Origin of the sequence: Trabulsiella odontotermitis (assembly GCF_001297775.1) — a bacterium.
Taxonomy (GTDB): Bacteria; Pseudomonadota; Gammaproteobacteria; order Enterobacterales; family Enterobacteriaceae; genus Trabulsiella; species Trabulsiella odontotermitis.
The window spans coordinates 311,098-333,907 of sequence record NZ_LIFX01000001.1; the positions used below are offsets into that span (position 1 = coordinate 311,098).

Annotated in this window: 23 protein-coding genes and 1 other annotated feature; of the genes, 5 read left to right on the top strand and 18 right to left on the bottom strand. The window is 54.9% G+C overall.

The features are described 5' to 3' along the window. Positions 1 to 2: 2 nt before the first annotated feature. The 5 genes from nepI to rbsK form a co-directional block, all read right to left on the bottom strand. Entirely contained in the window at positions 3 to 1,184 is a 1,182-nt protein-coding gene (gene nepI / locus AOY23_RS01440) for a purine ribonucleoside efflux pump NepI (RefSeq protein WP_054178073.1), read from the bottom strand. A 92-nt stretch (positions 1,185 to 1,276) separates the two neighbouring features. Then, complete coding sequence (locus AOY23_RS01445) at positions 1,277 to 1,729, bottom strand: DUF1198 domain-containing protein (RefSeq protein ID WP_054178074.1); 453 nt, start codon at positions 1,727 to 1,729, stop codon at positions 1,277 to 1,279. 127 nt (positions 1,730 to 1,856) lie between these two features. After that, positions 1,857 to 2,870, bottom strand: a complete 1,014-nt coding sequence (locus AOY23_RS01450) for an aldose 1-epimerase family protein (RefSeq protein ID WP_054178075.1) — start codon at positions 2,868 to 2,870, stop codon at positions 1,857 to 1,859. Positions 2,871 to 2,881: 11 nt separating this feature from the next. Then, a complete protein-coding gene (gene fucP, locus AOY23_RS01455; protein ID WP_054178076.1) occupies positions 2,882 to 4,201 on the bottom strand; it encodes an L-fucose:H+ symporter permease in 1,320 nt (439 codons plus the stop codon). Between the two features lie 26 nt (positions 4,202 to 4,227). Beyond that, positions 4,228 to 5,151, bottom strand: a complete 924-nt coding sequence (gene rbsK / locus AOY23_RS01460; protein WP_054178077.1) for a ribokinase — start codon at positions 5,149 to 5,151, stop codon at positions 4,228 to 4,230. Positions 5,152 to 5,504: 353 nt separating this feature from the next. Between rbsK and AOY23_RS01465 the strand changes: the two genes are divergently transcribed. Then, positions 5,505 to 6,296 (top strand): DeoR family transcriptional regulator, encoded by a 792-nt coding sequence (locus AOY23_RS01465; RefSeq protein ID WP_054178078.1) that lies wholly within the window; start codon positions 5,505 to 5,507, stop codon positions 6,294 to 6,296. A 1-nt stretch (position 6,297) separates the two neighbouring features. On the opposite strand, the gene ilvN is transcribed toward AOY23_RS01465, so the two are convergent. From ilvN to ivbL, 3 genes are all read right to left on the bottom strand, one after another. Further along, complete coding sequence (gene ilvN / locus AOY23_RS01470) at positions 6,298 to 6,588, bottom strand: acetolactate synthase small subunit (RefSeq protein WP_038161198.1); 291 nt, start codon at positions 6,586 to 6,588, stop codon at positions 6,298 to 6,300. A 3-nt stretch (positions 6,589 to 6,591) separates the two neighbouring features. Continuing rightward, on the bottom strand, positions 6,592 to 8,280 hold the full coding sequence (gene ilvB, locus AOY23_RS01475; protein ID WP_054178079.1) for an acetolactate synthase large subunit: 1,689 nt from the start codon (positions 8,278 to 8,280) through the stop codon (positions 6,592 to 6,594). Between the two features lie 104 nt (positions 8,281 to 8,384). Then, complete coding sequence (gene ivbL, locus AOY23_RS22450; RefSeq protein ID WP_124965767.1) at positions 8,385 to 8,483, bottom strand: ilvB operon leader peptide IvbL; 99 nt, start codon at positions 8,481 to 8,483, stop codon at positions 8,385 to 8,387. A 524-nt stretch (positions 8,484 to 9,007) separates the two neighbouring features. On the opposite strand from ivbL, the gene tisB reads away from it, so the two are divergent. Together tisB and emrD are read left to right on the top strand one after the other, a co-directional pair. Next, the gene (gene tisB / locus AOY23_RS01490; RefSeq protein WP_038161205.1) at positions 9,008 to 9,097 is read left to right on the top strand and encodes a type I toxin-antitoxin system toxin TisB; all 90 of its coding nucleotides are present in this window, start codon (positions 9,008 to 9,010) and stop codon (positions 9,095 to 9,097) included. A gap of 257 nt (positions 9,098 to 9,354) precedes the next feature. Beyond that, positions 9,355 to 10,539 (top strand): multidrug efflux MFS transporter EmrD, encoded by a 1,185-nt coding sequence (gene emrD, locus AOY23_RS01495; RefSeq protein WP_054178081.1) that lies wholly within the window; start codon positions 9,355 to 9,357, stop codon positions 10,537 to 10,539. Here the strand turns inward: emrD and AOY23_RS01500 are convergent, their stop codons facing one another. From AOY23_RS01500 to AOY23_RS01520, 5 genes are read right to left on the bottom strand one after another with little or no spacing between them, the layout of a single operon-like run. Beyond that, positions 10,540 to 11,637 carry an anaerobic sulfatase maturase gene (locus AOY23_RS01500; RefSeq protein ID WP_054178082.1) on the bottom strand — a complete coding sequence of 366 codons (1,098 nt, stop codon included), beginning with the start codon at positions 11,635 to 11,637 and terminating at the stop codon, positions 10,540 to 10,542. It lies immediately after the preceding gene. Between the two features lie 14 nt (positions 11,638 to 11,651). Then, complete coding sequence (locus AOY23_RS01505) at positions 11,652 to 12,014, bottom strand: DUF202 domain-containing protein (RefSeq protein WP_054178083.1); 363 nt, start codon at positions 12,012 to 12,014, stop codon at positions 11,652 to 11,654. Then, entirely contained in the window at positions 12,004 to 12,351 is a 348-nt protein-coding gene (locus AOY23_RS01510) for a YidH family protein (RefSeq protein ID WP_054178084.1), read from the bottom strand. Before AOY23_RS01510 ends, AOY23_RS01505 begins: the two co-directional genes overlap by 11 nt. A gap of 12 nt (positions 12,352 to 12,363) precedes the next feature. After that, positions 12,364 to 13,857, bottom strand: a complete 1,494-nt coding sequence (locus AOY23_RS01515) for a sulfatase-like hydrolase/transferase (protein ID WP_054178085.1) — start codon at positions 13,855 to 13,857, stop codon at positions 12,364 to 12,366. Continuing rightward, positions 13,854 to 15,569 (bottom strand): solute:sodium symporter family transporter, encoded by a 1,716-nt coding sequence (locus AOY23_RS01520; RefSeq protein ID WP_054178086.1) that lies wholly within the window; start codon positions 15,567 to 15,569, stop codon positions 13,854 to 13,856. The genes AOY23_RS01515 and AOY23_RS01520 overlap by 4 nt, the downstream gene beginning before the upstream one ends. Before the next feature lie 173 nt (positions 15,570 to 15,742). On the opposite strand from AOY23_RS01520, the gene AOY23_RS01525 reads away from it, so the two are divergent. Then, positions 15,743 to 16,627: a helix-turn-helix transcriptional regulator gene (locus AOY23_RS01525; protein ID WP_054178087.1), complete on the top strand. Its 885-nt coding sequence runs from the start codon at positions 15,743 to 15,745 to the stop codon at positions 16,625 to 16,627. Here AOY23_RS01525 and AOY23_RS01530 read toward each other — a convergent pair. The 3 genes from AOY23_RS01530 to ibpA form a co-directional block, all read right to left on the bottom strand. Further along, the gene (locus tag AOY23_RS01530; protein ID WP_054178088.1) at positions 16,620 to 18,281 is read right to left on the bottom strand and encodes a putative transporter; all 1,662 of its coding nucleotides are present in this window, start codon (positions 18,279 to 18,281) and stop codon (positions 16,620 to 16,622) included. The two genes, AOY23_RS01525 and AOY23_RS01530, sit on opposite strands and share 8 nt — an antisense overlap. Before the next feature lie 304 nt (positions 18,282 to 18,585). After that, positions 18,586 to 19,014, bottom strand: a complete 429-nt coding sequence (ibpB, locus tag AOY23_RS01535) for a small heat shock chaperone IbpB (protein WP_054178089.1) — start codon at positions 19,012 to 19,014, stop codon at positions 18,586 to 18,588. 110 nt (positions 19,015 to 19,124) lie between these two features. Continuing rightward, positions 19,125 to 19,538 (bottom strand): small heat shock chaperone IbpA, encoded by a 414-nt coding sequence (gene ibpA, locus AOY23_RS01540; RefSeq protein ID WP_049848744.1) that lies wholly within the window; start codon positions 19,536 to 19,538, stop codon positions 19,125 to 19,127. Next, positions 19,532 to 19,605 (bottom strand) — a sequence feature (ROSE (Repression Of Heat Shock gene Expression) occurs in the 5'-region of heat shock genes and acts as an RNA thermometer to modulate expression.). (Overlaps the previous gene by 7 nt.) Positions 19,606 to 19,840: 235 nt before the next feature. Here ibpA and AOY23_RS01545 point away from each other — a divergent pair. Next, complete coding sequence (locus AOY23_RS01545) at positions 19,841 to 20,173, top strand: YceK/YidQ family lipoprotein (RefSeq protein ID WP_054178090.1); 333 nt, start codon at positions 19,841 to 19,843, stop codon at positions 20,171 to 20,173. A gap of 1 nt (position 20,174) precedes the next feature. Here the strand turns inward: AOY23_RS01545 and AOY23_RS01550 are convergent, their stop codons facing one another. Continuing rightward, on the bottom strand, positions 20,175 to 21,401 hold the full coding sequence (locus AOY23_RS01550; RefSeq protein WP_054178091.1) for a DUF3748 domain-containing protein: 1,227 nt from the start codon (positions 21,399 to 21,401) through the stop codon (positions 20,175 to 20,177). A gap of 51 nt (positions 21,402 to 21,452) precedes the next feature. Further along, positions 21,453 to 22,790, bottom strand: coding sequence for an MFS transporter (locus tag AOY23_RS01555; RefSeq protein ID WP_072170896.1), 1,338 nt, complete (start codon positions 22,788 to 22,790; stop codon positions 21,453 to 21,455). Positions 22,791 to 22,810: the final 20 nt, after the last annotated feature.

Below are 22,810 nucleotides of genomic sequence, written 5' to 3' on the forward strand. Positions count from 1 at the left end.
GCTTACTTAATCTTCACCTTCGTCGCCACCAGCAGCGCCGTCAGCAGCATCAGCGTGCCGGACAGCGCCAGCGGCGACAGCAGCCCGAAATGGTCGAGCGCAAAGCCGCCGACCGCCGCACCGCAGGTGTTCGCCAACTGGATCACCGCCACCTGAATGGAACCGGCTTTTTCCGCCTGGTCGGAGAGCGAGCGGGTGATCCATGTTGACCAGCCGACCGGCACCAGCGCAAACGCGAAGCCCCAGATAATCGCCACAGCCGAGGCGACAATTTTGTCATGGCCCCAGAGCATCAGCGTCACCGCGCTTAATGCCAGCACCAGCGGCGCACAGGCCAGGGCGGCTTTCACCGAGCGTTTAAGAATGACCGACGACAACGAGGTACCGACGAAACTGGCGATACCAAAGCTCAGCAGCACCAGCGTCAGGCCATCGACGTCAAACCCGGCCAGGGTCATATACACCGGGCGAATGTAGGTGAAGAACGAGAACTGACCGGCAAAAGCCATGAAAATCGCAATCATGCCCGCCAGCACGCCAGGGCGCTTCAGCAGGCCAAACATGTTCTGTTGCTGCGCCGTTTCGCCGGGCAGTGACGGCAGCGCCTTCACCACCCAGATAATGCACAGCAGCCCCATCAACGCCGCGCCGTTAAACACATTGCGCCAGCCGATAATACCGCCGAGAAAACTGCCCAGCGGGGCGGCGATCACCAGCGCAATCGATACAGCGCCAAAAATCACCGACAGCGCTTTCGGCACCACGCGCGGCGGCACGAGACGCATCGTCAGCGAGGCCGACATCGCCCAAAAGCCGCCAAGCGCGAGGCCCAGACAGGCGCGTCCCAGTAACAGCAGGGCAAAACTGTTGGAAAACGAGACCAGCAGGCAGGAGAGTGTCAGCAGTACGGCAAAGAGGATCACCACGTAGCGGCGATCGGTTTTACCGATGACATGCGTGATAAACAGGCTGGCGAACATCGCCACAAACGCGGTGGTGGTGACCGACTGCCCGGCCACGCCTTCGGTGATGCCAAGATCCTGCGCCATCGGCGTCAGCAGGCTGACCGGCAGAAATTCCACGGTAATCAGGCACGCCACACAAAACGCGACCGCAAAAACGGCTGACCAGTTAGCGCGGGACATCACATCAGCGGGTTTTTTACTTTCTGCGCATTCACTCATCGGTTATCGGCTGTCCGGAAAAGGGTGGCGGGTTGCGCAGTGTATCATTTTAACTGTGACGTATTTAACGTTTTGCCAACTTTTCCGGCGGCTCAGTGCAGCCAGTGAACGCCCTCTTCCGGCAGATACAGCGCGTTGTAGCGGGTCTGGAAGGCGATGAGTTCCCAGTGATCTGGCTCCAGCTCGCGCAGAAACCCCTGCGCCAGACGAAGCTGGGCATCGGTGATCGGCGCGTCGAGCCGCGCTTTTTGCATCAGGCGATGCCAGTAGCGCATGTTCTGTTCGCTGCCGTCGACGATAAATACCTGCCAGATCAGTAACACCTGCGCCGCGTTTTGCAGATGCGCCTCGTTCGGTCTTTCCAGATAGCGGAGAAATTCGTTGCCTGCGGGTTTGCCCATCTGATCGATCATCGATTCCACCGGCTCCGGCGTGATTGCCAGGCGCTCGCTCAGGCGACGGATAGCACGACGGGAATCAGAGGTCAGCACCCGGAATCCCACAATAAAGACGACCACCAGCGTGGCCAACATCAACCAGATCATGCAACCTCTCACGTTGTCTCTGCGTTCACATCATAAAGGGAATTCCTTGCAAGTCGACAGACAGATAAAAAAACGCGCTTACCGTGACGATAAGCGCGTGAAAACGGACAATCTCAGGAAGGGGGGGTCACATCACCCCGGTGGTGACGTGGAACGTACGGGTCTGCTGTGGCGCCAGTTCGATCAGGCTGCCGTTGCGTTGTGCGGCCAGGAACCCTTCCGGGCGACAGGTCGCCGGTAACGCAAACGCCGCCACCTGCTGATCGCCGTTGTAGAGGATCCAGCGCGTCACATAATTCAGCTCATTACTGGAGAACCGGGTAACGAACGTGGTGCCATCGGGCGCGATCATCTTAAATTCCGGCGTCCGGGTGTAACGGTCGAGCTTATCGCCGAAAAAGACGATTTCCGGATCGCAGAACTCTGACGCATTGAGCGTTTTAAGCGACACCTCGCCCTGCAGAATGCGCTGGTTGAACGCCAGCCACTGCGGCGTCGGCTTCACGTGCGCCGGAACGGACTCCCGCAGCGTCAGCGCCTCGTCAGGGAAATTCTGCTCAAAGGTCGCCTGCGGCACATAGGCGTAATTCATGTGGCACATGTACTGCAGCGGCATCGCCACTGACGCGAGGTTGGTTACCGACATGGTGATGTCAAACAGCGCGCTTTCTTTATGCAGCGCCACCGTCGGGCTTGCCTGATAGTGATGGCCAAAGCCCATGACGTATTCATAACCGCCTCCGATGCGCAGCGTGTCGCCGTCAAGCTCCAGCCAGGCATCGTCCATGGTCGCGCAGGCCATTTCGCCATGCAGCGGGTGCGTGTCTTCCGGCGACGGGCAACCGTTGGCCAGCAGCCCGGAGTGAAACGCGAAACAGCCGTAGGTTTCGACGACCTCTTTCGCCGGTTTGGGCTGGCTGAACATATTGCGCATCGCCAGGTCGTGACCATCGAACTGCGCGTCCCAGATCATCTGCCCCATCCACGGCAGGATAACCAGATGACCGCGGCTGTTTTGCAGGCGTAAACCTTCAATGCCGCTGTCATAGCGAAACGCGGTGACCGAGAAATCGCTGTTTTCCAGCAGGACGCGGGGCTGTTCGGTAAACAGACTGCGCCATAACGGAATTCGGGTAGTCATGGAAGTTCTCCTCAGGATGCCGTGGCTTCTTCGCCCAGCGTGCGACGGACTTTCAGCTCACGCCAGAAGTAAATACCGACGTAGACGAAGCACAGCATCGACACCAGGAAGGAAACCTGTAACGAATGGAACATGTCCGCGACGTAGCCCTGAATGGCCGGAACCACCGCCGCGCCGACAATCGCCATCACGATCACCGCACCCGCCATTTCGGTGTGTTCGTTATCAACGGTATCCAGCGTACCGGCATAAATCGTTGCCCAGCAGGGCCCAAACAGCACGCTCACCAGTACCGCGACATACACCGCGCTGAAGCTCGGCGCCAGGGCGACATAGGCAAGGAACAGCGCGCCGACGACGGAGTACATCACCAGCACTTTTTCCGGGTTGAAGCGCGTCATCAGGATGTTGGCGATAAACTTCCCGATGAAGAAACAAGCGAAGCTGTAGACCATGAAGTTGGAGGCGTCGCGTTCGTTGATATCTCCCAGCTCCAGTGCCAGTCGAATGGTGAATGACCAGACGGCTACCTGCATGCCGACATACAGGAATTGCGCGAGAATACCGCGGCGGAAGCGCGAGTTGGACGCCAGATAACGCAGCGTGTCCATGGCTGACGGGCGCTTGTGCGTGGCGGTCTGCTCGACTTTACATTTCGGGAAGCGGGTAAACAGGAACAGCACCAGCACGACCACCAGCACCATGATCATGTACTTATAGGGCTCCAGGGTGTTTTCGAGCATCAGCACTTTGAAGTTGTGCACCTGCTCCGCTGTCATGCCTGCCATCTGTTTTTCCAGGCTGTCGCCTTCGGAGAACACCAGGTATTTACCCAACAGAATGCCGGAGGCCGCGCCAATCGGGTAAAAAGTCTGGCTGATGTTCAGGCGCAATGTTGCCCATTGTTTCGGGCCAATCATTGAGCTGTAGGTGTTTGCCGCAGTCTCAAGGAAGCTCAGACCGATGGCGATAGCGAAAATCGCCGCCAGGAACATGGTGTAGGTTGCCATGTGCGAGGCCGGGAAGAACAGCGTACACCCGACGATATAAAGCGTTAAGCCAATTAATATCGCGACTTTATAGGTGCTATTTTTAATCACCAGCGAAGCCGGAATCGCAATTAAAAAATAACCGCCATAAAACGCACTTTGCACCAGTGCAGAAGCAAAGTTACTCAGTGAAAATACGCTTTTAAACTGGGTAATGAGAATATCATTTAACGCAGCGGCGCATCCCCATAGTGGAAACAAACAGGATAACAAAATAAACTGGAACAGAGGGGTTTTATTCAGATACCCGTCAGGCATCTGAACGATGTTTTTATCGTTCATAGTGCTACCTTTAACTGTACAGAGTTTTATTTTTCGTTTAACGCCAGATACTCATTGAATTGTTCAATGCTGGGATAAGACGATTGAGTGCCTTTCCCGGTAACGCTAAACGCGGCAAAGAGAGCGGCTTTTTTCATCGCGAATTCCACGTCACCACTCTGGACATAGTAATGCGCAAAGCAGCCAATAAAGGCATCGCCTGCGCCGCTGGTGTCGACAGCATTAACGTTGAAAGCCGGCACGTGGACTTCCTGCTCGCGGGTCATCCATAGCGCGCCTTTTTCACCCATGGTAACAATAATATTGTTCAGCCCCATTTCTAATAGCGAGCGGGCGGCAATGCGAATATTATCGTATGTATTAACTGGCATACCTGTGAGTATTTCCAGTTCGGTTTCATTAGGAATAAAGAAATCACATTTACAGGCATAAGACATATCCAGTTCACGTAACGCAGGAGCCGGGTTTAATAGCACCTTAATGCCATGTTTTTTACCAAACTCAATGGCGTGATAAACCGTTTCGAGCTGGACTTCGAGTTGCAAAACAATTAACTGACACTTCTTCAGATCTTCTGCCGCGCGGTCAATATCTTCCGGCGACAAAAATTTATTCGCACCTTTGATAATCAGAATACTGTTGCTGGAATTGGCATTAACAAAGATTGGCGCCACACCACTGCTGGTGCAGGGCACTTTTTCAACGTAGGTGGTGTTAATGCCCCAGGATTCTAAATTACGGATGGTGTTGTCAGCAAAAATGTCATCGCCGACTTTGGTCAGCATCATCACTCTGGAATTGAGCTTAGCGGCCGCGACCGCCTGGTTTGCGCCCTTTCCACCACAGCCAATCTTGAATGCGGGTGCTTCGAGGGTTTCCCCCTCTTTTGGCATCTGGTTGGTGTAGGTGATGAGATCAACCATGTTAGAGCCGATAACCGCGATATCCATGTTTACTTCCTCTCTGAAACAATCACACTGCAATGATATTATCGAAACATTATCATGTTACTTTTGTATCATTTGTGATTCTGATCGCGATTAAAGGATCATTTAACTGTTTATTTCTTGATCGACTATTTTTGTGATGGAGATAACACGCTGCAAAGCCAGCAAAATGAATATCGTATAACCTGCTGATATATATCATGTTAATATTGGTTAAGCGCAGCGAGACGGACTTTCTTTTCACCGGGCGGCGCAGTATAGTAAAGCGCAGGCAGAATGTTGCGTATGCACCAGACAATGTTACTTTGAAAACATTAAGAGCCAACAGGGACAGGTTCTTACAGCGGAGAGAGTGAATGGAAACCAAGCAAAAAGAACGCATTCGTCGTTTGGTGGAGCTGTTAAAGAAAACAGATCGTATCCACCTTAAAGATGCCGCACGCATGCTTGAAGTCTCCGTGATGACGATTCGCCGCGACTTAAGCCCGGACAACAACGGTGACGAGGCGCTGCCGCTGACGCTGCTCGGCGGCTACATTGTGATGGTGAACAAACCGACGTCAGTCACCGCGCCGAACGTAAAGGAAAAAACCCATCACCCGGACGACTTACCGGTCGCGATTCTGGCCGCCGGAATGGTGGCGGAAAACGATCTGGTCTTTTTCGACAACGGCCCGGAAATGCCGCTGGTCATTAGTATGATCCCGGACGACATCACCTTTACCGGGATCTGCTACTCGCACCGCGTGTTTATGGCGCTGAATGACAAACCCAACGCCACGGCCATCCTCTGTGGCGGGACTTATCGCGCAAAGAGCGATGCCTTTTATGACAGCAGCAACCCCTCAATTCTGGATTCGCTGAATCCGCGTAAAGTGTTTATCTCGGCCAGCGGCGTTCATGAGCATTACGGCGTGACCTGGTTTAACCTTGATGACCTCGCCACCAAGCGAAAAGCCCTGCAGCATGGCCTGCGGAAAATCCTGCTGGCGCGTTACGCTCTGTTCGATGACGTGGCGCCTGCAAGCATTGGCCCGCTTTCGGCCTTTGATGTGCTGATAAGCGACCGCCCGCTACCGGCAGAGTATGCCACCCACTGCCGGAACGGATTTGTGAAAGTCATTACGCCAGATTCAGACGGCGAATAACTTACTCAAAGAACAGCCCGAGTTTATTAAAGACACCCGGATCACTCTGGTGGCGGACTATGTGAACCACGTCCTCGAGTTTGTCTATCTGGCTTATCATCTGCTCCAGCCGCTGATCGTTGTTGACCAGTAGCCAGATACGGCTTTTGTCGCTGTTCTGAATCGGCAGACAGAGAATGCCCTCGACGTTAAACGCGCGGCGGGCGAACAGCCCGCAGACGTGAGTCATTACGCCCGGGTGGTTGCGCACGGTGAGTTCCAGAATCACGTTGTCATGTGTCGGTTGTTGCATGGCTTATTCCCCCACCATTTCAGTATTTGCCGCACCCGGCGGAACCATCGGATAGACTTTCTCTTCAGCATCAATGCGCACGTGGATCAGCGCCGGACCCGGACGCGCGATAATCTCCTGCAGCGCCGCCTGCGGATCCTCCGCGGTGGTTAAATCGCAGGTTTGCAGACCAAACCCGGCGGCAATCTGCATGAAATTGATTGTGCCCGGATAGGTCGCCGCAAAAACGCCCTGCTTGTAGAACAGACTCTGCTGCTGATGCACCAGCCCCAGCGCTTCGTTGTTCATCAGGATAATTTTGACGTCGAGATTATTTTCGGCAGCCGTTGCCATCTCCTGAATATTCATCATCAGGCTGCCGTCGCCGGAGAAGCACAGCACTTTACGGTGCGGGTTCGCCAGCGCTGCGCCGATAGCGGCAGGCAGACCGAAGCCCATGGTGCCGAGACCGCCGGAGGTCAGCCACTGCCGGGGACGGTTCAGCGGATAAGCCTGCGCCGCCCACATCTGATGCTGACCAACGTCGGTGGTAATGATCGCGTCGTCATCCACACAGGCGGCGACCGCGTTAATCAGCCCATAATGGGTCAGCGGATCACCACCGGTCGGGATGGCGGACGGGAATTCCTGTTGCAAATCCGCCACCATCTGGCGCCACTCGTCACGCGGCGTGGCGTCGATCAGCGGCAACAGCTGCTCCAGCACCTCGCCCACGTCGGCCTGAATCGCCACGTGCGGCTGCTTGATTTTACCCAGCTCCGCGCGATCGATATCGACGTGAATAATCTTCGCGCCAGGGCAGAACTGCTCGGTTTTGCCGATCGCCCGGTCATCAAAACGCGCGCCTAACACCACCAGCAGATCCGACTCCTGCAGAATGAAGTTGGTGCTCCGCGCGCCATGCATGCCCAGCATACCCAGTGACAGCGGATGCGCTTTCGGCAGAATGCCCAGCGCCATTAAGGTCATGGTGGTCGGCAGACTGGCTTTCTCCGCCAGCTTGCGTACCTGCTCCGCCGAGGCAATCACGCCACCACCCAGATAGAGCACCGGACGACGGGCAGCGTTGATCATCGCCGCCGCTTCACGAATGTCCTCCAGACGGAATACCGGCGCAGGCGCGCGCGCGCCCGGCACCGGCAGATCGGCAATGTCGATTTCCGCGGTTTGTACGTCTTTGGGAATGTCTATCCACACCGGTCCCGGGCGGCCCGATTGCGCAATGCGAAACGCATCGCTAATTACCTGCGGTAACTCGCTGATATGGCGGACTAAGTAGTTGTGTTTGGTGATGGGAATAGAAATGCCGTAGGTGTCCACTTCCTGAAAGGCGTCCGTACCGATAAGCGAGGAAGAAACCTGGCCGGTGATACAGATAAGCGGGATGGAATCCAGCCGCGCATCGGCGATCGCCGTGACCAGGTTGGTCGCGCCCGGCCCGCTACAGGCCATACACACTGCCGGTTTGCCCTGCGTACGCGCCATGCCTTGTGCAATGAACCCTGCGCCCTGCTCGTGGCGCGCCAGTACATGGCGGATCTGCGTGCTTTGACTTAACGCATCATACAACGGCAGCACTGTCCCTCCCGGGATACCTGCCACGGTGGTGATGCCCTGTCGTTCCAGTAAATGAACGATTAACTGCGCACCGGTGTAACGCGTGCTTTGTGAGGTTTTGCCCGAACTTGCCATGCTCCAGTCCTTTTCTTCTGGGCCGACTTACCTGGCGAGTTCCTTAAACGAAAAACCCCGCCCGGTTTGCGCCGGCGGGGTTTTGGAATCGTGTGTTCCGGACCCTACGGCGCATTGCCGACGACCACCACCACACGCACGACGACCACCGCGGCGAGTTGCGCGGTGTTTAGTAGGTTCGTCGTATGCATGGAAGCGTTCATTTGGGACCAGCCTGTGATTCATCAATTGAATTTATACAAACACAGGTTTGGCTGGCAGACAACGGAATTATTTTCATCAGCGGAAAATCTGCGCCATCGATCACGTTTCGTTTTGCCGCCGCAGAAAACAAAAAACCTCGCCGGAGCGAGGTTTTTATCAACAGCGTGTGCGGATGGTAGCCGCAGAACACACTGTGTTACGTCAACGGCTAAATTATACGCGAACAGCGGCGAACGCGCAATTTTCGGCACGGATTTTGACAGGTAGAGTATGGTACAGCCGGGTGAATTTGTCCAAAAAATACTGTTCATCCATACAGTACCTATCTATAATGACTCTGTTCACGGTGAGAAGTTCGGGGGCCGCGTGATACACGGGCGCAATAAAGTCCTGGCTGAAACGGGTGGTGCCGTCAGTGCCTTACCCCTGAGAGAGCACACTGTGTTACGTCAACAACGTGGTTGGTTACAGGCGGCGGAAAGGTACGCCAACCCGCAGTGCTCCTTTACCTGAGGAGACGCGTATGGGCGTGATGGATATGATCATTCTTATCCTCAAACTCATTGTTGCTGTACTGCAACTGCTTGATGCTGTCCTGAAATACTTTCGCTAATTCAGGTTCAGGTCGCACCTAAGAGGGGCGGGCAACCGCCCCTCTTTCATCACCAGGCGTGTTGTGATGCGCCACCGGGAAGAACGCTGGCAACATAACTTGCCGAAATTGTTTACAAATCCTGCCTGCAATCATCTCACCATTCACCTTCACAATGGTTAAGTTGTCATCATGCTGTGGTAGATTCCTCCCGCATTTATGGGTATTCCTGGCGATTTATTCTTCACTTTCTCTTTTTTTAAGACGTAACATTCGACATGAAAAGGCATAAGAACTTCAATTTGTTGTTGATGTTGGTTCTGCTGGTGGCCGTCGGGCAGATGGCGCAAACCATCTACATCCCGGCTATTGCGGATATGGCGCTGGAATTACAGGTCCGGGAAGGTGCGGTACAGAGCGTGATGGCAGCGTATCTGCTGACCTACGGCGTCTCGCAACTGTTTTATGGCCCGCTCTCGGATCGCGTTGGCCGACGCCCGGTGATCCTGATCGGGATGACGATTTTTATACTGGCGACGCTGATTGCCATTACCACGCACAGCCTGCCGGTGCTGATCGCAGCAAGCGCGCTGCAAGGCATGGGCACCGGCGTGGGTGGCGTGATGGCGCGGACACTGCCGCGCGATCTGTACGAAGGTACGCAGCTTCGCCATGCCAACAGTTTGTTAAATATGGGGATTCTGGTCAGCCCGTTGCTGGCGCCGCTGATTGGCGGTCTGCTGACGACCGGCTGGGGCTGGCGCGCCTGCTACGGTTTCCTGCTGGCGCTGTGTGTCATCGTGACCTTTAGCATGGCCCGCTGGATGCCGGAAACACGCCCGAAAGAAGCGCCGCGTACCCGTCTCATCACCAGCTATAAAACACTGTTTGGCAGTACCGCGTTCAACTGTTATCTGCTGATGCTGATCGGCGGGCTGGCGGGGATTGCGGTCTTTGAAGCCAGCTCCGGTGTACTGCTGGGTGGCGTACTCGGCCTCAACAGTATGGTGGTGAGTATTCTGTTTATTCTGCCGATCCCCGCCGCCTTTTTTGGCGCCTGGTTTGCCGGTCGTCAGAACAAACGTTTTTCATCGCTGATGTGGCAATCAGTAATCAGCTGCCTGCTGGCGGGCCTGATGATGTGGATCCCCGGCCTGTTCGGCGTCATGACCGTCTGGACGCTGCTGATCCCCGCGGCGCTGTTTTTCTTCGGCGCAGGCATGTTGTTTCCGCTGGCGACCAGCGGCGCAATGGAGCCGTTCCCGTTTCTCGCCGGGACTGCTGGCGCGCTGGTGGGTGGCCTGCAGAATATCGGTTCCGGCGTGCTGGCGTGGCTGTCGGCAATGATGCCGCAGACCGGTCAGGGCAGCCTCGGCCTGTTGATGATGCTGATGGGTCTTTTGATCCTGCTGTGCTGGCTACCGCTGGCGTCGCGCTTTAACCAGCATCAACAGACCATCTAGTTACGGTTGCAGCATCACCATCAACTCGACCGGTGAGCGGTGCTGCTTAATCAGATCCCGCATCACTTTCATATAGGGTGCGGTATAGGTGAAAAAGCGCTGATAGCCTTCACATAAGGCGCTCACGCCGTCAGCGGTGCGATGTTTCGGGCAATCGCCATTGCACAGCTGACGCATGTGGCACTCCTGGCAGACCGGCGGCAGCGAGGATTTTTTGTTCTCGCCAAAGGCGACCGCTGCCTGGCTGTGGTTCATCTCTGCAAGCGTGGTGTGATGAATGTTGCCCATCCGGTATTGCGGATAAACAAAGTGATCGCACTGGTAGACATCGCCATTGGCCTCCAGCGCAAACGCGTGACCACAGGTTTCACTTTGCGCGCACATCTGCGAGGGGTAGCCGCTCCAGGCGCCAAGCGTTGAGTCAAAAAGCTGCACGTAGGTGCGGCCGACATCTTCCCGTACCCAGACGTCGAACACCGTGGTGAGAAATTCGCCCCAGGCTTCCGCCGTGACCGATTCCGCACTCGGTTCTCCATTTTTATCCAGTTCCATCAGAGGAATAAACTGGATAAACGGTGTGCCCTGACGACGTAAATAGCGGTACACCCGTTCGGCATGCTGGCTGTTTTGCCGGTTCACCACGGTCAGCAGATTAAAATCAACGCGATGGGCGATCAGCCGGGAAATCGCCTCGATCACTTTAAAATGCGTCGGTTTACCGCTGCGGTTAACCCGCCATGTGTCGTGGAGATCGGCCGGGCCATCAAGCGAAATACCCACCAGCCAGTCGTTGTCGCGAAAGAAGCGACACCACTCGTCGGTTATCAGTATCCCGTTGGTTTGAAAGGCGTTATGAATGCGTTTTCCGTCAGCGTACTGCTTTTGCAACGTGACAACGCGACGAAAGAAATCAATGCCGCACAGCGTGGGCTCACCGCCCTGCCAGGCAAACTGCACGTCCTTTCCCGGTTGCGCGTCAATCTGCTGGCGGATAAATGCCTCGAGGGTGGCTTCATCCATAACGTCATTTTTGGGCTTATCAAGGTAGTAGCAATAACGGCATTTGAGGTTACACCGCGAGCTGGCTGGCTTAGCCATCACGTGACATCCTGTCATACAGCATCCTTTAAAAATATGGCGATTTGTCTTAAGTGCGTTACAGCAAACAATAATGCGAGGGAAAGGACAGCGAGGGAGATCAAAAATTTGTCACGCACTGCTCGCGGTTGGGCGAAATCGCTCTTATTGACGTCCATCACGTTACGATTTCGGGTATATCGCCATAAAATAATGCTGACCACCGCCAGCAGGCAGAGGGAGATCCAGAACGGCATGCCTGATTGATGCCAGTTATGTTTCACTGCCAGCGCCATCAGCGCGCCATATCCCAGTAATGTACGAAACCACGCCAGCGACGTACGCTCCGGTTGCAGACCGGGGTCCTTCTGGCGGCGCGCTTTGCGGCTATCCGGCATAGAACACCAGCCCCATCACCGTTGCCGCCACTCCCATCAAAATGATGCTGATGATCAACAGGCTGTGCGTGTAGGGTAAATCTTCTTTCATCCGCATCGCTTTTTCGTTTTTCAGCCAGCGCAGATAGCCGTAGATCGCCAGCATGCCGGCAAACAGGCACAGCAGCAGCGCCAGCACTTCACGAATGAGCGGCGTGGCGAAATCGGGCGCCAGCTGATCCAACCCGACACCCGCCGCCAGAAACCCCAGCGCGGTGCGGATCCAGGCAAGATAGGTTCGCTCGTTAGCCAGCGAAAAGCGGTAATCCGGCGCTTCGCCAAGGCGCGAAATTTTCATTGGATCTCCTGTTCAGAATTTCTGTTTCTTCTCTTCCACCTTAACACCCTGCGTTGGCATGCCGGTATCGTAATCACGTACCACCGGCGAGTAGCCATCCTCCGGGCGTGGGCGAAACGCACCCATCCAGCGCGGCTGTGCCTGTATTCGCCACGGCCGCATGCTCCACTGATACGTGCGAAACGGATCGCGGATTTTATCCATATAGTCCAGCAGCTCATCGTGCAGGCGATCGCGAATCTGTGAAAAATCAGCGTCATCGATGAGATTTCGCATCTCGTTGGGATCGTTTTGCCTGTCGTACAGTTCATCGCTGGTGAACAGGTTAAGCACCAGTTTATAGTCATCGGTCACCCAACAACGCACCGGAATAAAACCGCCGAAGCTGTCATGCTCAATCTCATAACGGTTAAATTCGACCATCACCCCGCGCTCTGGCGGTGCCGCGAAGATATTCTCTCCCGGCAAAATATCCGGCTGATGAATGCCCGCCAGCGCCATTAAGGTCGGCAGCAAATCGATATGGCTGACCGGGGTATCCACCTGTTTTTTGATGCCGGACGGCGCTCGCATGATCAGCGGAATACGGGTGATGTCATCATACATCGCCGCGCCCTTGCTAATCAGGCGATGAGCACCCATCATTTCGCCGTGATCAGAGGTATAAATCACCCAGGTGTTTTGCTGTTGCTCCGGCGTTAACGCGTTGATCACCCGGCCAATCTGGTCGTCAACGAAATCATTGCAGGCAAAATACATCGGGTGATGGTACAGCGCGTCGTCCCCAACAGGCGATGGCATCGCCTGCGCCCACAAACGGTGATGAACGGGTTTGCTGGCGAGATCGTCGTGCCCTTTTTCGCCGAGGTCGTAATAGAAATCCTGATACTTCTCCAGATACTCCACCGGGCAGGTGAACGGATGATGCGGTTCATCATAGGAAACCACCATCAGGAACGGTTCGTCGCTGCGCGCGGGTTGCGCCAGAAAATCGATCGCCCGGTTGCTGATGCGGTGTGCCCAGGTAAAGGTTTCATCGATGTGGTGTGCCTGCAAATCCTCAACGCTGTTGAGGCCGTTTCGCCAGAGACCGATCTGCTCATCGGTCAGTTCTGAGAGGTAGTTGGCGCCGTCATACCAGTAGTCAGCATCCCATTCCGACGGGCAAATCCCGGTACCGAAATAATCATGCCCGTCGAGGTGCCACTTACCGATGTAACAGGTGTGGTAACCCGCATCCTGGAAATAACGCCCCATCGTCGAGATGTTTTTCCCCGGCGCGACGTTATTAGTCCACGGCCCGGACTGGTTGGCGTAAATACCGGTAAACAACCCGGCACGCGCTGGCGTGCATACCGGGGAGCAGGTGTAGGCGGAATTAAAACGGATCCCTTCGTCTGCCAGCTTGTCGATATGTTGGGTATTCAGCGGCTTACCGCTGTAACAGCCCACCATATTGGTTGCCTGGGTGTCAGTCATGATGAACAGAAAATTGGGGCGATTCATGATTTGTCCTTAACGTCAGAAGCAAGTTCAGCAGGCACAATGCGGCGCTCATGCCAGTGGCTGTAAATCAGGTAAACCACCACGGCGGCAACGATGAGATAGCAGATGACAGTCAGCCATTCAGACGCGTAACCGCCGAAGTGCGCCAGGCCGGAATAGACGCCAATCATCGCGAACAGGACACCAACAGAGGCGATTTTCGCATGTCGCCACGGCGCCATATCGACCGCAAACGCGTCGTGGAATTTAAACGGTGTGGCACGCGGTTTGATTGCGCCGATCACCAGCATCAGCACCACGTTGATGCAGAACGTGCAGGCCAGCACATAAAGAAAATGGAAGTCGAATTTCACCAGGTAGTTAACGACGATGTAGCTGCAAATACCGAAGAACATGGCGGCTTTCGCGGCGATCGCCGGGATTCGGGGGAAGAAAAAGCCCATGATGACAATCGTTACCAGCGGCACGTTATAAATACCGTTGAGCTGTTTCATCCAGGTGTAAAGCCCTTGCGGCGCGTTAGCTATCCATGGCGCGACCAGCACCGAGACAATTGCCACAATAAAACCGAAGCGACGCCCCACGGATACCAGTTGATCCGGCGTGGCCTGCTCGTTGATGATGCGACGGTAAATGCCCATGCTGAACAGCGTCGAGGCGCTGTTTAAAAAGCCGCAAAACGCGCTGATGATCGCCCCGAAAAGTACCGCGCTGAAAAAGCCCACCAGCGGCAACGGCATGACTTTGTTGACCAGCGCCGGATAGGCCATGTCCGCTTTCGGCAAGTCCTGAAACAGATGGAAAGCAATGACGCCCGGCAGTACCAGAATCAGCGGGTCGAGCATTTTCAGTACTGCGGTCAGCAGCGCCCCTTTTTGCCCTTCGGACAGGCTTTTTGACGCCAGCGTGCGCTGGACAATGCCCTGGTTGGTACACCAGTAAAACGTATTCACCAGAATCAACCCGGTCAGCGCCGCGCCAATCGGCACCGGATCGTGGCTGCCGCCGATGGAGTTGAGCATCTGGCTGTGATCCTGCGTCAGCCGATTAATGCCCTGCGACAGGCTACCGTTGCCCATCGCCAGCAGGCCAAAAAACGGGACCATCAGCCCGCCAATCACCAGGCCAATGCCGTTAATCACGTCGGCAATCGCAATCGCGCGCATCCCGCCAACGACGGCATACAAAATGCCGCAAATCCCGAGTACAGTGACCATCGCCCAGATGGCCGCGTTCTGTGAAATGCCAAAGGCTTCAGTGACATGAAACATGCTGTTGAAGGCCAGCGCGCCGGAGTAAAGAATGATCGGCAGGAAGCAGATCCCGGTCGCAATGAGAAAGCAGCAGTCGATGATGATGCGCGTGGTTTTGTCATAGCGCTCTTCAATGAAATCGGGAATGGTAGCAATGCCACGCTGCAGATAGCGCGGCAGAAAAATCAGTGCCAGGAAGATCAGCGGAATCGCGGAAATTACTTCCCAGGCCATCACTGACATTCCGCTGCGGTAGGCCTGGCCGGTCAGACCGACCAGTTGTTCTGTCGACAGGTTGGTTAGCATCAGAGAGGCGGCGATCACCGGCGCTTTCAGCGACCGACCGGCAAGAAAATAGCCCTGTTGCGAACCGGTATCCGCTTTACGCAACTTCCACCAGGTGATGAAGGCCACCAGCAGCGTAAAAGCGATAAAGCTCACAATTTGCTGAATACTCATCATATGCCCTTATTTATGATTATGTCCGGCCGTCGAAGGACAGAGGAATAAAGGACGCACCGGAACCAGGCGGTTTGTTTTCTTAAACGACAAGCAACACATCCCCGAAAAGAAAAAAGTATGCTACGTTTTAATTTCAGGTTGCAGGCATAATTCGCCGACGGGAAATTAAAATGAATGGAAAAATTCAAATTTCGCATGTAAAAAACGAAACCACGTACAATATTCCATTAGTTCTTGATGAAAATGTGATCTCAAGCGGACTTTCCCTCATCTCGCTGTGGCACACACTGGCCGATGAAACCTACCGCGTGACCTGGCCTCGTGATAAGAAAAAGCCGTTGATTGCCAACTCATGGGTGGCAGTTTATACCCTGCAGGGCTGCGGGCGGATATACCTCAAAGATAATTCCGAAATTACGCTTAATGGAAATTGCGTTATATTTCTGAAACCGATGGAGATTAAATCTTATCATTGCGACGGGCTCATCTGGGAGCAATACTGGATGGAGTTTATCCCCACCAGCATAATGGAAATACCGATATTACAAACGGGGATAATATATAACGGAGAGAACTTTAATAAAGAACTCAATGAGGTTGCAGAGCTGATAAATAGCCGGGAATCGCTTAAAAACAACCTCGCGGTGGCATACCTCACCAAAATTATCTATCAGTGGATTTGTCTTATTGCGGAAAACGAACAGAAAGACCGCCAGTTAATAAAACTGGAGAAACTGATCACCGCGTTACACAGTGATCCGCAAAAACGCTGGAGCGTGACAGATATGGCGCAGTGGATGCAGTGCAGTGAACCCTGGCTACGTCGTCTGTTTCTGCGATATACCGGGAAAACGCCGAAAGAGTATTATCTCGACGCACAACTGGACCTGGCGCAGTCGTTACTTAAACAGGAAGGGAATTCGGTCAGTGACGTGGCGAACATGCTGAACTTTTTCGACTCGTTCCATTTCAGCAAAGCGTTTAAACACAAGTTTGGCTATGCGCCTTCAGCCGTTCTGAAAGCGCATAAGAGCCAGAAGGCGGGGACTAACTGAGCCCCCAGAACAGCACCGCCAACAGCTGTGGCGTGATGATACGCAGGAACATCACCAGCGGATACACCGTCGCGTAAGAGAGCGCTGCCGCGCCGCTGGTGGCGTGCAGGTTGTTGGCGAAGGCTAATGCCGGGGGATCGGTCATTGAACCTGCCAGCATGCCGCAAATCGTCAGATAGTTCATTTTCGCGAACATTCTCGCCAGGATCCCCACCGTTAACAGCGGGATAGCGGTGATAAAGATACCGTAACCGACCCAGCTCAGACCGTCGCCTTTGGTCAGTGTCTCGATAAAATCACCCCCGGATTTCAGGCCGACCACCGCCAGGAACAGCACGATCCCCAGTTCACGTAACGCCAGGTTGGCGCTCGGCGGCATGAACCAGTAAAGCTTACCGATACTCCCGATACGCCCGAGGATCAGCGCCATAATCAGCGGACCGCCTGCCAGCCCCAGCTTCAGCGCCACCGGGAAGCCCGGCACGAACAGCGGCACCGAGCCAAGCAGTACCCCAAGCCCGATACCAATAAACACCGGCAGCATCTGTACCTGTTGCAGTTTTTGCTGCGCGTTGCCAAGCTCAGCTGCCACCGCATCAATCGCTGACGGGCGCCCCACCAGATTGAGGATATCGCCAAACTGCAGGCTGGCACTGCTGCTGGCCACCAGTTCGACACCGGCACGGTTAAGGCGAGAAATGACAACGTCATAGCGCTGTTTGTAGTGCAGATCGCGGATTTTCTTCCCAAGCACCTTCTCGTTCGTGACCACCACACGCTCAACGCGCAGTTCAGTCCCGCGGGTAGAGAGCGAGGTTTCCACTTCCTTACCGATCACCAGTTGCGCGCTGTGCAGATCCTCGTTTCGCCCGACCAGGTGGAGTAAATCGCCAGTCTGGATAATCGTGGTCGGCGAGGGCACCATCAGCATGTCGCCACGTTTGAGGCGCGAACAGATGATTTTGTCGCTGTTCAGAACCGGCACGTCCTGAATCGCCAGATTGCTGAGGTTGGGGTTTTCAACGCGGATGTTGATGGTGTTCAGATGCGTATTGCCATTGCCGACGCTGTCATCAAACTGCTGCGCTTCATTCTCGACGTTAACGCGAAAGAACAGACGCACCAGCCACATGGTCATCAGAATGCCGCAAATCCCGAACGGATAGGCCATCGCGTAGCTCATCCCCATCTGATCGATGACGTCCGTTGGCACGCCTAAATCGTGGAGGATTTGCTGCCCGGCGCCCAGTGCTGGCGTATTGGTGACCGCGCCGGAGAATATCCCCAGCACCACCGGCAATGGAATGTCGAAAATTTTATGCAGCAACGCGGTCACCAGACCGCCCAGAATGACGATCAGAATCGCGAAGAGATTAAGCCGCAGCCCTGACACGCGAAGCGAGGCGAAAAAGCCCGGCCCCACCTGAATACCAATGGTGTAGACGAACAGGATCAGACCAAACTCCTGAACGAAGTGCAGCATCGGGCTACTGAGGGTGAGCCCGGCCTGATCGACGAAATGGCCAACGATAATGCCGCCAAATAACACACCGCCGATGCCGAACCCCACGCCGCGTATTTTTACATTGCCTATCCATAAGCCAACCACGGCGACCAGTGCCAGAATACTGACGGTCAATGCTATGTCACTCATGACAGATTCCCTGTGAAGATACACGCCATCTTTCAGGCTGCCTCGTGACAGCATGATAGATTATGTGAATAACATTATAGATAAGATGGATTCTGGCAGAGAGATCGCAGGATGTATGCGCGATAGCGCACATTTACCCTTCCAACCGGTAATACCCCTGTTTTGCAGATTATTTCGCTTTTTCAGGCGTGGGATTTTGCAGTTGCTGAATGCTTTTATCTGAAAAAAAGCGATAAGGCGCGCGCTTCTTCGTTTACGCACAAAAAAGCCCTGCCGGAGCAGGGCCTGTAACATCATCAATTTATTAGCTGTTCAGTGCCGGACGATCGCTGATGGCGATACGCTGCGGGGCGAGGGCTTCCGGTACATTGCGGGTTAAGTCAATGTTCAGCAGACCATTAGTAAAGGTCGCGCCAGACACTTCCATATTTTCCGCAAGGGTGAAGCTCAGGCTGAAGGCCTGCGTCACCAGCCCCTGGTGCAGCCATTTGGTCTCTGTTTCCGGCTGCTGCGGCGCGCCTTTGATGGTCAGCCGCGTACCTTCCAGTTGAATGTCCAGATCTTCCTGACGGAAACCGGCCAGCGCAAGGGTGATGCGGTAGTGGTTATCGTCGCTTTTTTCGATGTTATACGGCGGGAAGCTCTGGCTTTCACCGGCGGTTTGCAGGGCGTTGGCCAGTTTGTCAAAACCGATCCATTGACGCAGCAGTGGGGATAAGTCGTAGTTACGCATAGTATTTTCTCCTTCTGAGAAGCGAGTAAATTCCTGCAAATCACATGATTCGCAGTCTGCCCCCTGACGGCGGGCAGGTTGGTAGAGGGCCGCCATGCGGCCCGACGAAATTAGTTGATTTCGATACGGCGCGGCTTGTTCGCTTCCGGGATCACGCGCTCGAGATCGATATACAGCAGGCCGTTCACCAGGTTGGCGCCACGCACGTGGATGTTTTCCGCCAGCTGGAATTTGCGCTCAAAATTGCGCTCAGCGATGCCCTGATAGAGGTAGGTCCGCTCTTTTTGCTCTGCCGCATGCGACCCTTTGACAATCAGCAGATTGTCCTGCGCGGTGATTTCCAGTTCGCTCTCAGCAAAACCGGCCACAGCGATGGCGATGCGATAGTTGTTTTCGTCAACGAGTTCAACGTTGTACGGAGGATAGCCGCCGTTACTTTGGCTCTGGTTGTTTTCTAACAGATTGAACAGGCGGTCAAAACCAATAGCAGAACGGTACAGCGGAGAAAGATCGAAGTTACGCATAATAAAAAGCTCCTGAAATCAGCGAGAGTGTAATGACCTTCCATCATGGACAGGTCGTTTTACCCGGAATACCCCTCAGGCGTATTCCACATCGGGCCGTACTCATAAAATGGGTACAACGGAACGCATTTCAAGGGCCGTTGTCTGAGTTTTTTTGCACTTTCAGGCTGAGTGTTTAGACTGAGTTACAGCACTAATGGTTAAAGTGAGACAGCCGCCACAGAGCGGCACTCTCAGACTTTCTATTTGATTTGCGGGCCGATATAACCCAACGACACAGGCATCACAACAAAACTATTATTATGATAAAAATGACTCTGCTAAAACTGACTCTGTTCAGTGGAATGATGATTCTCAGCGGCTGTTCGAGCGTGATGTCACATACCGGTGGTAAGGAAGGTACTTATCCCGGCACGCGCGCCAGCGCCGCTATGCTTGGCGATGATGACACTAACTGGGGAACAAAATCGCTGGTCGCCCTGGATATGCCCTTTACCGCCGTCATGGACACAATCCTGCTGCCGTGGGATCTGTTCCGCACCGACAGCTCGGTGAAATCGCGGGTGGAGAAAAGCGAGCAAAAAACGCAGGCCACCGATGCCCTGATCCCGCCCGCGCCCATGCCAGCGAAATAGCTTAATGGACGGTTTTCGTCACCCATAGCTGACGAAAACCGTCCACCTCTTCCATCCAGGCGATGTATTGTCCGTCCGGCGAAAACACCACCGCATCGGCTGAGGGCGGGTGACGATGACCGTCGGTTAAGTACGTCACCGCGCCTGTTGCTGCATCGCAAAGGGCAATACGGTTCTCTATCACACACCCCAGCGCGTTTCCTGACGGATGCCAGTTAAACGCCGACTGAATGCCGTTCGCCGTCTGCGTGAGTTGTCGCGGCTCGCCGCCCTGCGGTGATATCAGCCACAGCTGCACCACACCCTTGTCGTCACGCATCAGGAAGGCGATGTCGCTCCCCTGCGGATTTGCCCGCACCCAATGGCGCGGCGCGTTAACCAGACCAGGATATGCGCGCTGGTGAGTAAAGGTGAGACGTTTTTGCTGAACACTGGCGGGCGGCGCAGGCATTGTGTAGCTCGTCCCTTCCAGCGGTTCTCGCCCCGCCTGTTTCCAGCCAGCTTCGTTTTCCGGCAGCGTCAGAATAAACAGTTCCGGCACTTTTTCGCCCTGCAACGAGCGTGTATCGCCGATAAACGCCAGTGCGTGATTGCCAACCCACCCCTCTTCATAGGCGCGGTTGATCTCATCACTGCCCGGCGCAGGCGTCGGTGTGGTACGGCTGACCAGCACGCACCAGTGACTTCCCTCATATTCCCGCGGATGCTGACCACGCGGGGTCACCGGGCCATACGGCACTGCGACGCCAACGTTACGCAAACCCAGCGCCGCATCGCGCTCATGCAGGACATGATCGTTATAAGTAAAGCTGACGGCCTGGCCGTCCGGGCGATAAACATGAACATGGCTGCCGCCACGCAGTGCGCCGGGGGTGTAGGGCGGCGTGATATCCATGGCATCGAGGTTATGGGTTTCACCGTTGTGCGTCACCACACCACGACGATGGTGGAAATTGTATTGCCAGTGCGCATCAGGATGTTCCGGCCCGTGGATGAAAACATACCGCTCTTCCTGCGGATGAACCGTCACCACGCCGACATGCGCGCCCCCGGTCGCCCGGTAAATCACCTCGACTTCACCGCTATGGATATTGACTCGCTCAATGGTTTCACCGGTGAACGAGGCGCCTGACGGGCGAACATCAAACACCAGCCACTGGCTGTCCGGCGTCCAGGTTTGCGTATTGGTGAGCTGATGATGGCGGGGGGAGAATGTGACTTGTTTCATTAGGATACCCTGATGCATGACCATCGCATCAGGGTATCTCAGGTGCTGCGTTTAGCCTACCCGTTTCACATCGCCGACCAGCAGGATGTAGGAAAGCGCGCCAAGCAGCGCTACCACGGCGATATAGGTCAGCGCCGGGGCAAAACCGTAATCCTGCGCCAGATAACCCACCACCAGCGGCACGGTGATGCCACCCAGACCGCCGACGAAGTTGAACACGCCGCCAGTCAGACCGATCAGACGCATCGGTGCCAGTGAAGAAACCAGTGACCAGGTGATGGACGCGAAACCGTTGCCGAAGAAGGCGAGGGCCATCAGCGTCATAATCCACACCGGATCGTTGGTATAGTTGGCGCCCATGATGCAGGTGGAAATCAACAGCCCGCAAATGATCGGCGTTTTACGCGCCGCGCCCAACGAGAAGCCTTTGCGCACCATTTTATCCGCCAGCCAGCCGGAAAGCAGGACACCGAAGAAGGCCGCCAGGAACGGCACGGTGGTCATAAACCCGGCCTTCAGCGCGGTAATACCTTTTTCCTGGGTGAGATAGTTCGGGAACCAGGTCAGGAAAAACCACAGCGTTGAAGTTACCGCAAACTGACCCAGATATACGCCAAGCAATTTACGATGAAAAATCAGCTTCCAGTCTGCCATCGTAAGCGGCTGACGCGCCTCTTTCTTCACCGGCGCATCGCCATCAACCAGACCGCCACCTTCGCGGATGTAGTCCAGTTCAGCCGCAGAAATGCTCTTCGTCAGACGCGGCGGCTGATAGACTTTGATCCAGATAAACGACCAGATAATGCCAATCCCGCCGGTGACGATGAACACCCAGTGCCAGCTCAGCAGCTCCTGGATCCAGATCAGCAGCGGCGTCAGGAACGCCAGGCCGACGAACTGCCCGGAGGTGTAGAAACCGACCGCGGACGCGCGCTCGTGTTCCGGGAACCAGCTGGTCACCATGCGGTTGTTGGTGGGAAACGCCGGGGCTTCAAAGATACCGGTGATGGCGCGCAGGCCAATCAATGACATCAGCCCTGTCGCGAACCCCTGGAACAGCGTTGCCACCGACCAGCCCAGAATCGCAATGAAGTACGTTAAGCGCGAACCCACGCGGTCAAGGAACCAGCCGCCCGGGATCTGGCACAGGGTATACAGCCAGGCAAATGCCGAAAAGACATATCCCATTTCGGCTTTGGTAATACCGAACTCTTCCTGAATATGCGCCGATGCCACGGCGAGGTTTGCCCGATCGACATAACAAATCACAACCGTAATAAAGATCATAATCAGGGTCAGATAACGCCGACGCCCGACTTTTGCAGCAGTCACTGATATTTCCATCGCAATCTGTCTCCAGATTCTGGGCATAGCGAAGCCGCTCACCATGCCCTGTAATTTACAGAGGG

Coding starts and splice junctions, on each gene's coding strand:
- nepI (WP_054178073.1), bottom strand. CDS start 1,184: ATGAGTGAATGCGCAGAAAGTAAAAAACCCGCTGATGTGATGTCCCGC.
- AOY23_RS01445 (WP_054178074.1), bottom strand. CDS start 1,729: ATGATCTGGTTGATGTTGGCCACGCTGGTGGTCGTCTTTATTGTGGGA.
- AOY23_RS01450 (WP_054178075.1), bottom strand. CDS start 2,870: ATGACTACCCGAATTCCGTTATGGCGCAGTCTGTTTACCGAACAGCCC.
- fucP (WP_054178076.1), bottom strand. CDS start 4,201: ATGAACGATAAAAACATCGTTCAGATGCCTGACGGGTATCTGAATAAA.
- rbsK (WP_054178077.1), bottom strand. CDS start 5,151: ATGGATATCGCGGTTATCGGCTCTAACATGGTTGATCTCATCACCTAC.
- AOY23_RS01465 (WP_054178078.1), top strand. CDS start 5,505: ATGGAAACCAAGCAAAAAGAACGCATTCGTCGTTTGGTGGAGCTGTTA.
- ilvN (WP_038161198.1), bottom strand. CDS start 6,588: ATGCAACAACCGACACATGACAACGTGATTCTGGAACTCACCGTGCGC.
- ilvB (WP_054178079.1), bottom strand. CDS start 8,280: ATGGCAAGTTCGGGCAAAACCTCACAAAGCACGCGTTACACCGGTGCG.
- ivbL (WP_124965767.1), bottom strand. CDS start 8,483: ATGAACGCTTCCATGCATACGACGAACCTACTAAACACCGCGCAACTC.
- tisB (WP_038161205.1), top strand. CDS start 9,008: ATGGGCGTGATGGATATGATCATTCTTATCCTCAAACTCATTGTTGCT.
- emrD (WP_054178081.1), top strand. CDS start 9,355: ATGAAAAGGCATAAGAACTTCAATTTGTTGTTGATGTTGGTTCTGCTG.
- AOY23_RS01500 (WP_054178082.1), bottom strand. CDS start 11,637: ATGGCTAAGCCAGCCAGCTCGCGGTGTAACCTCAAATGCCGTTATTGC.
- AOY23_RS01505 (WP_054178083.1), bottom strand. CDS start 12,014: ATGCCGGATAGCCGCAAAGCGCGCCGCCAGAAGGACCCCGGTCTGCAA.
- AOY23_RS01510 (WP_054178084.1), bottom strand. CDS start 12,351: ATGAAAATTTCGCGCCTTGGCGAAGCGCCGGATTACCGCTTTTCGCTG.
- AOY23_RS01515 (WP_054178085.1), bottom strand. CDS start 13,857: ATGAATCGCCCCAATTTTCTGTTCATCATGACTGACACCCAGGCAACC.
- AOY23_RS01520 (WP_054178086.1), bottom strand. CDS start 15,569: ATGAGTATTCAGCAAATTGTGAGCTTTATCGCTTTTACGCTGCTGGTG.
- AOY23_RS01525 (WP_054178087.1), top strand. CDS start 15,743: ATGAATGGAAAAATTCAAATTTCGCATGTAAAAAACGAAACCACGTAC.
- AOY23_RS01530 (WP_054178088.1), bottom strand. CDS start 18,281: ATGAGTGACATAGCATTGACCGTCAGTATTCTGGCACTGGTCGCCGTG.
- ibpB (WP_054178089.1), bottom strand. CDS start 19,014: ATGCGTAACTACGACTTATCCCCACTGCTGCGTCAATGGATCGGTTTT.
- ibpA (WP_049848744.1), bottom strand. CDS start 19,538: ATGCGTAACTTCGATCTTTCTCCGCTGTACCGTTCTGCTATTGGTTTT.
- AOY23_RS01545 (WP_054178090.1), top strand. CDS start 19,841: ATGATAAAAATGACTCTGCTAAAACTGACTCTGTTCAGTGGAATGATG.
- AOY23_RS01550 (WP_054178091.1), bottom strand. CDS start 21,401: ATGAAACAAGTCACATTCTCCCCCCGCCATCATCAGCTCACCAATACG.
- AOY23_RS01555 (WP_072170896.1), bottom strand. CDS start 22,790: ATGGTGAGCGGCTTCGCTATGCCCAGAATCTGGAGACAGATTGCGATG.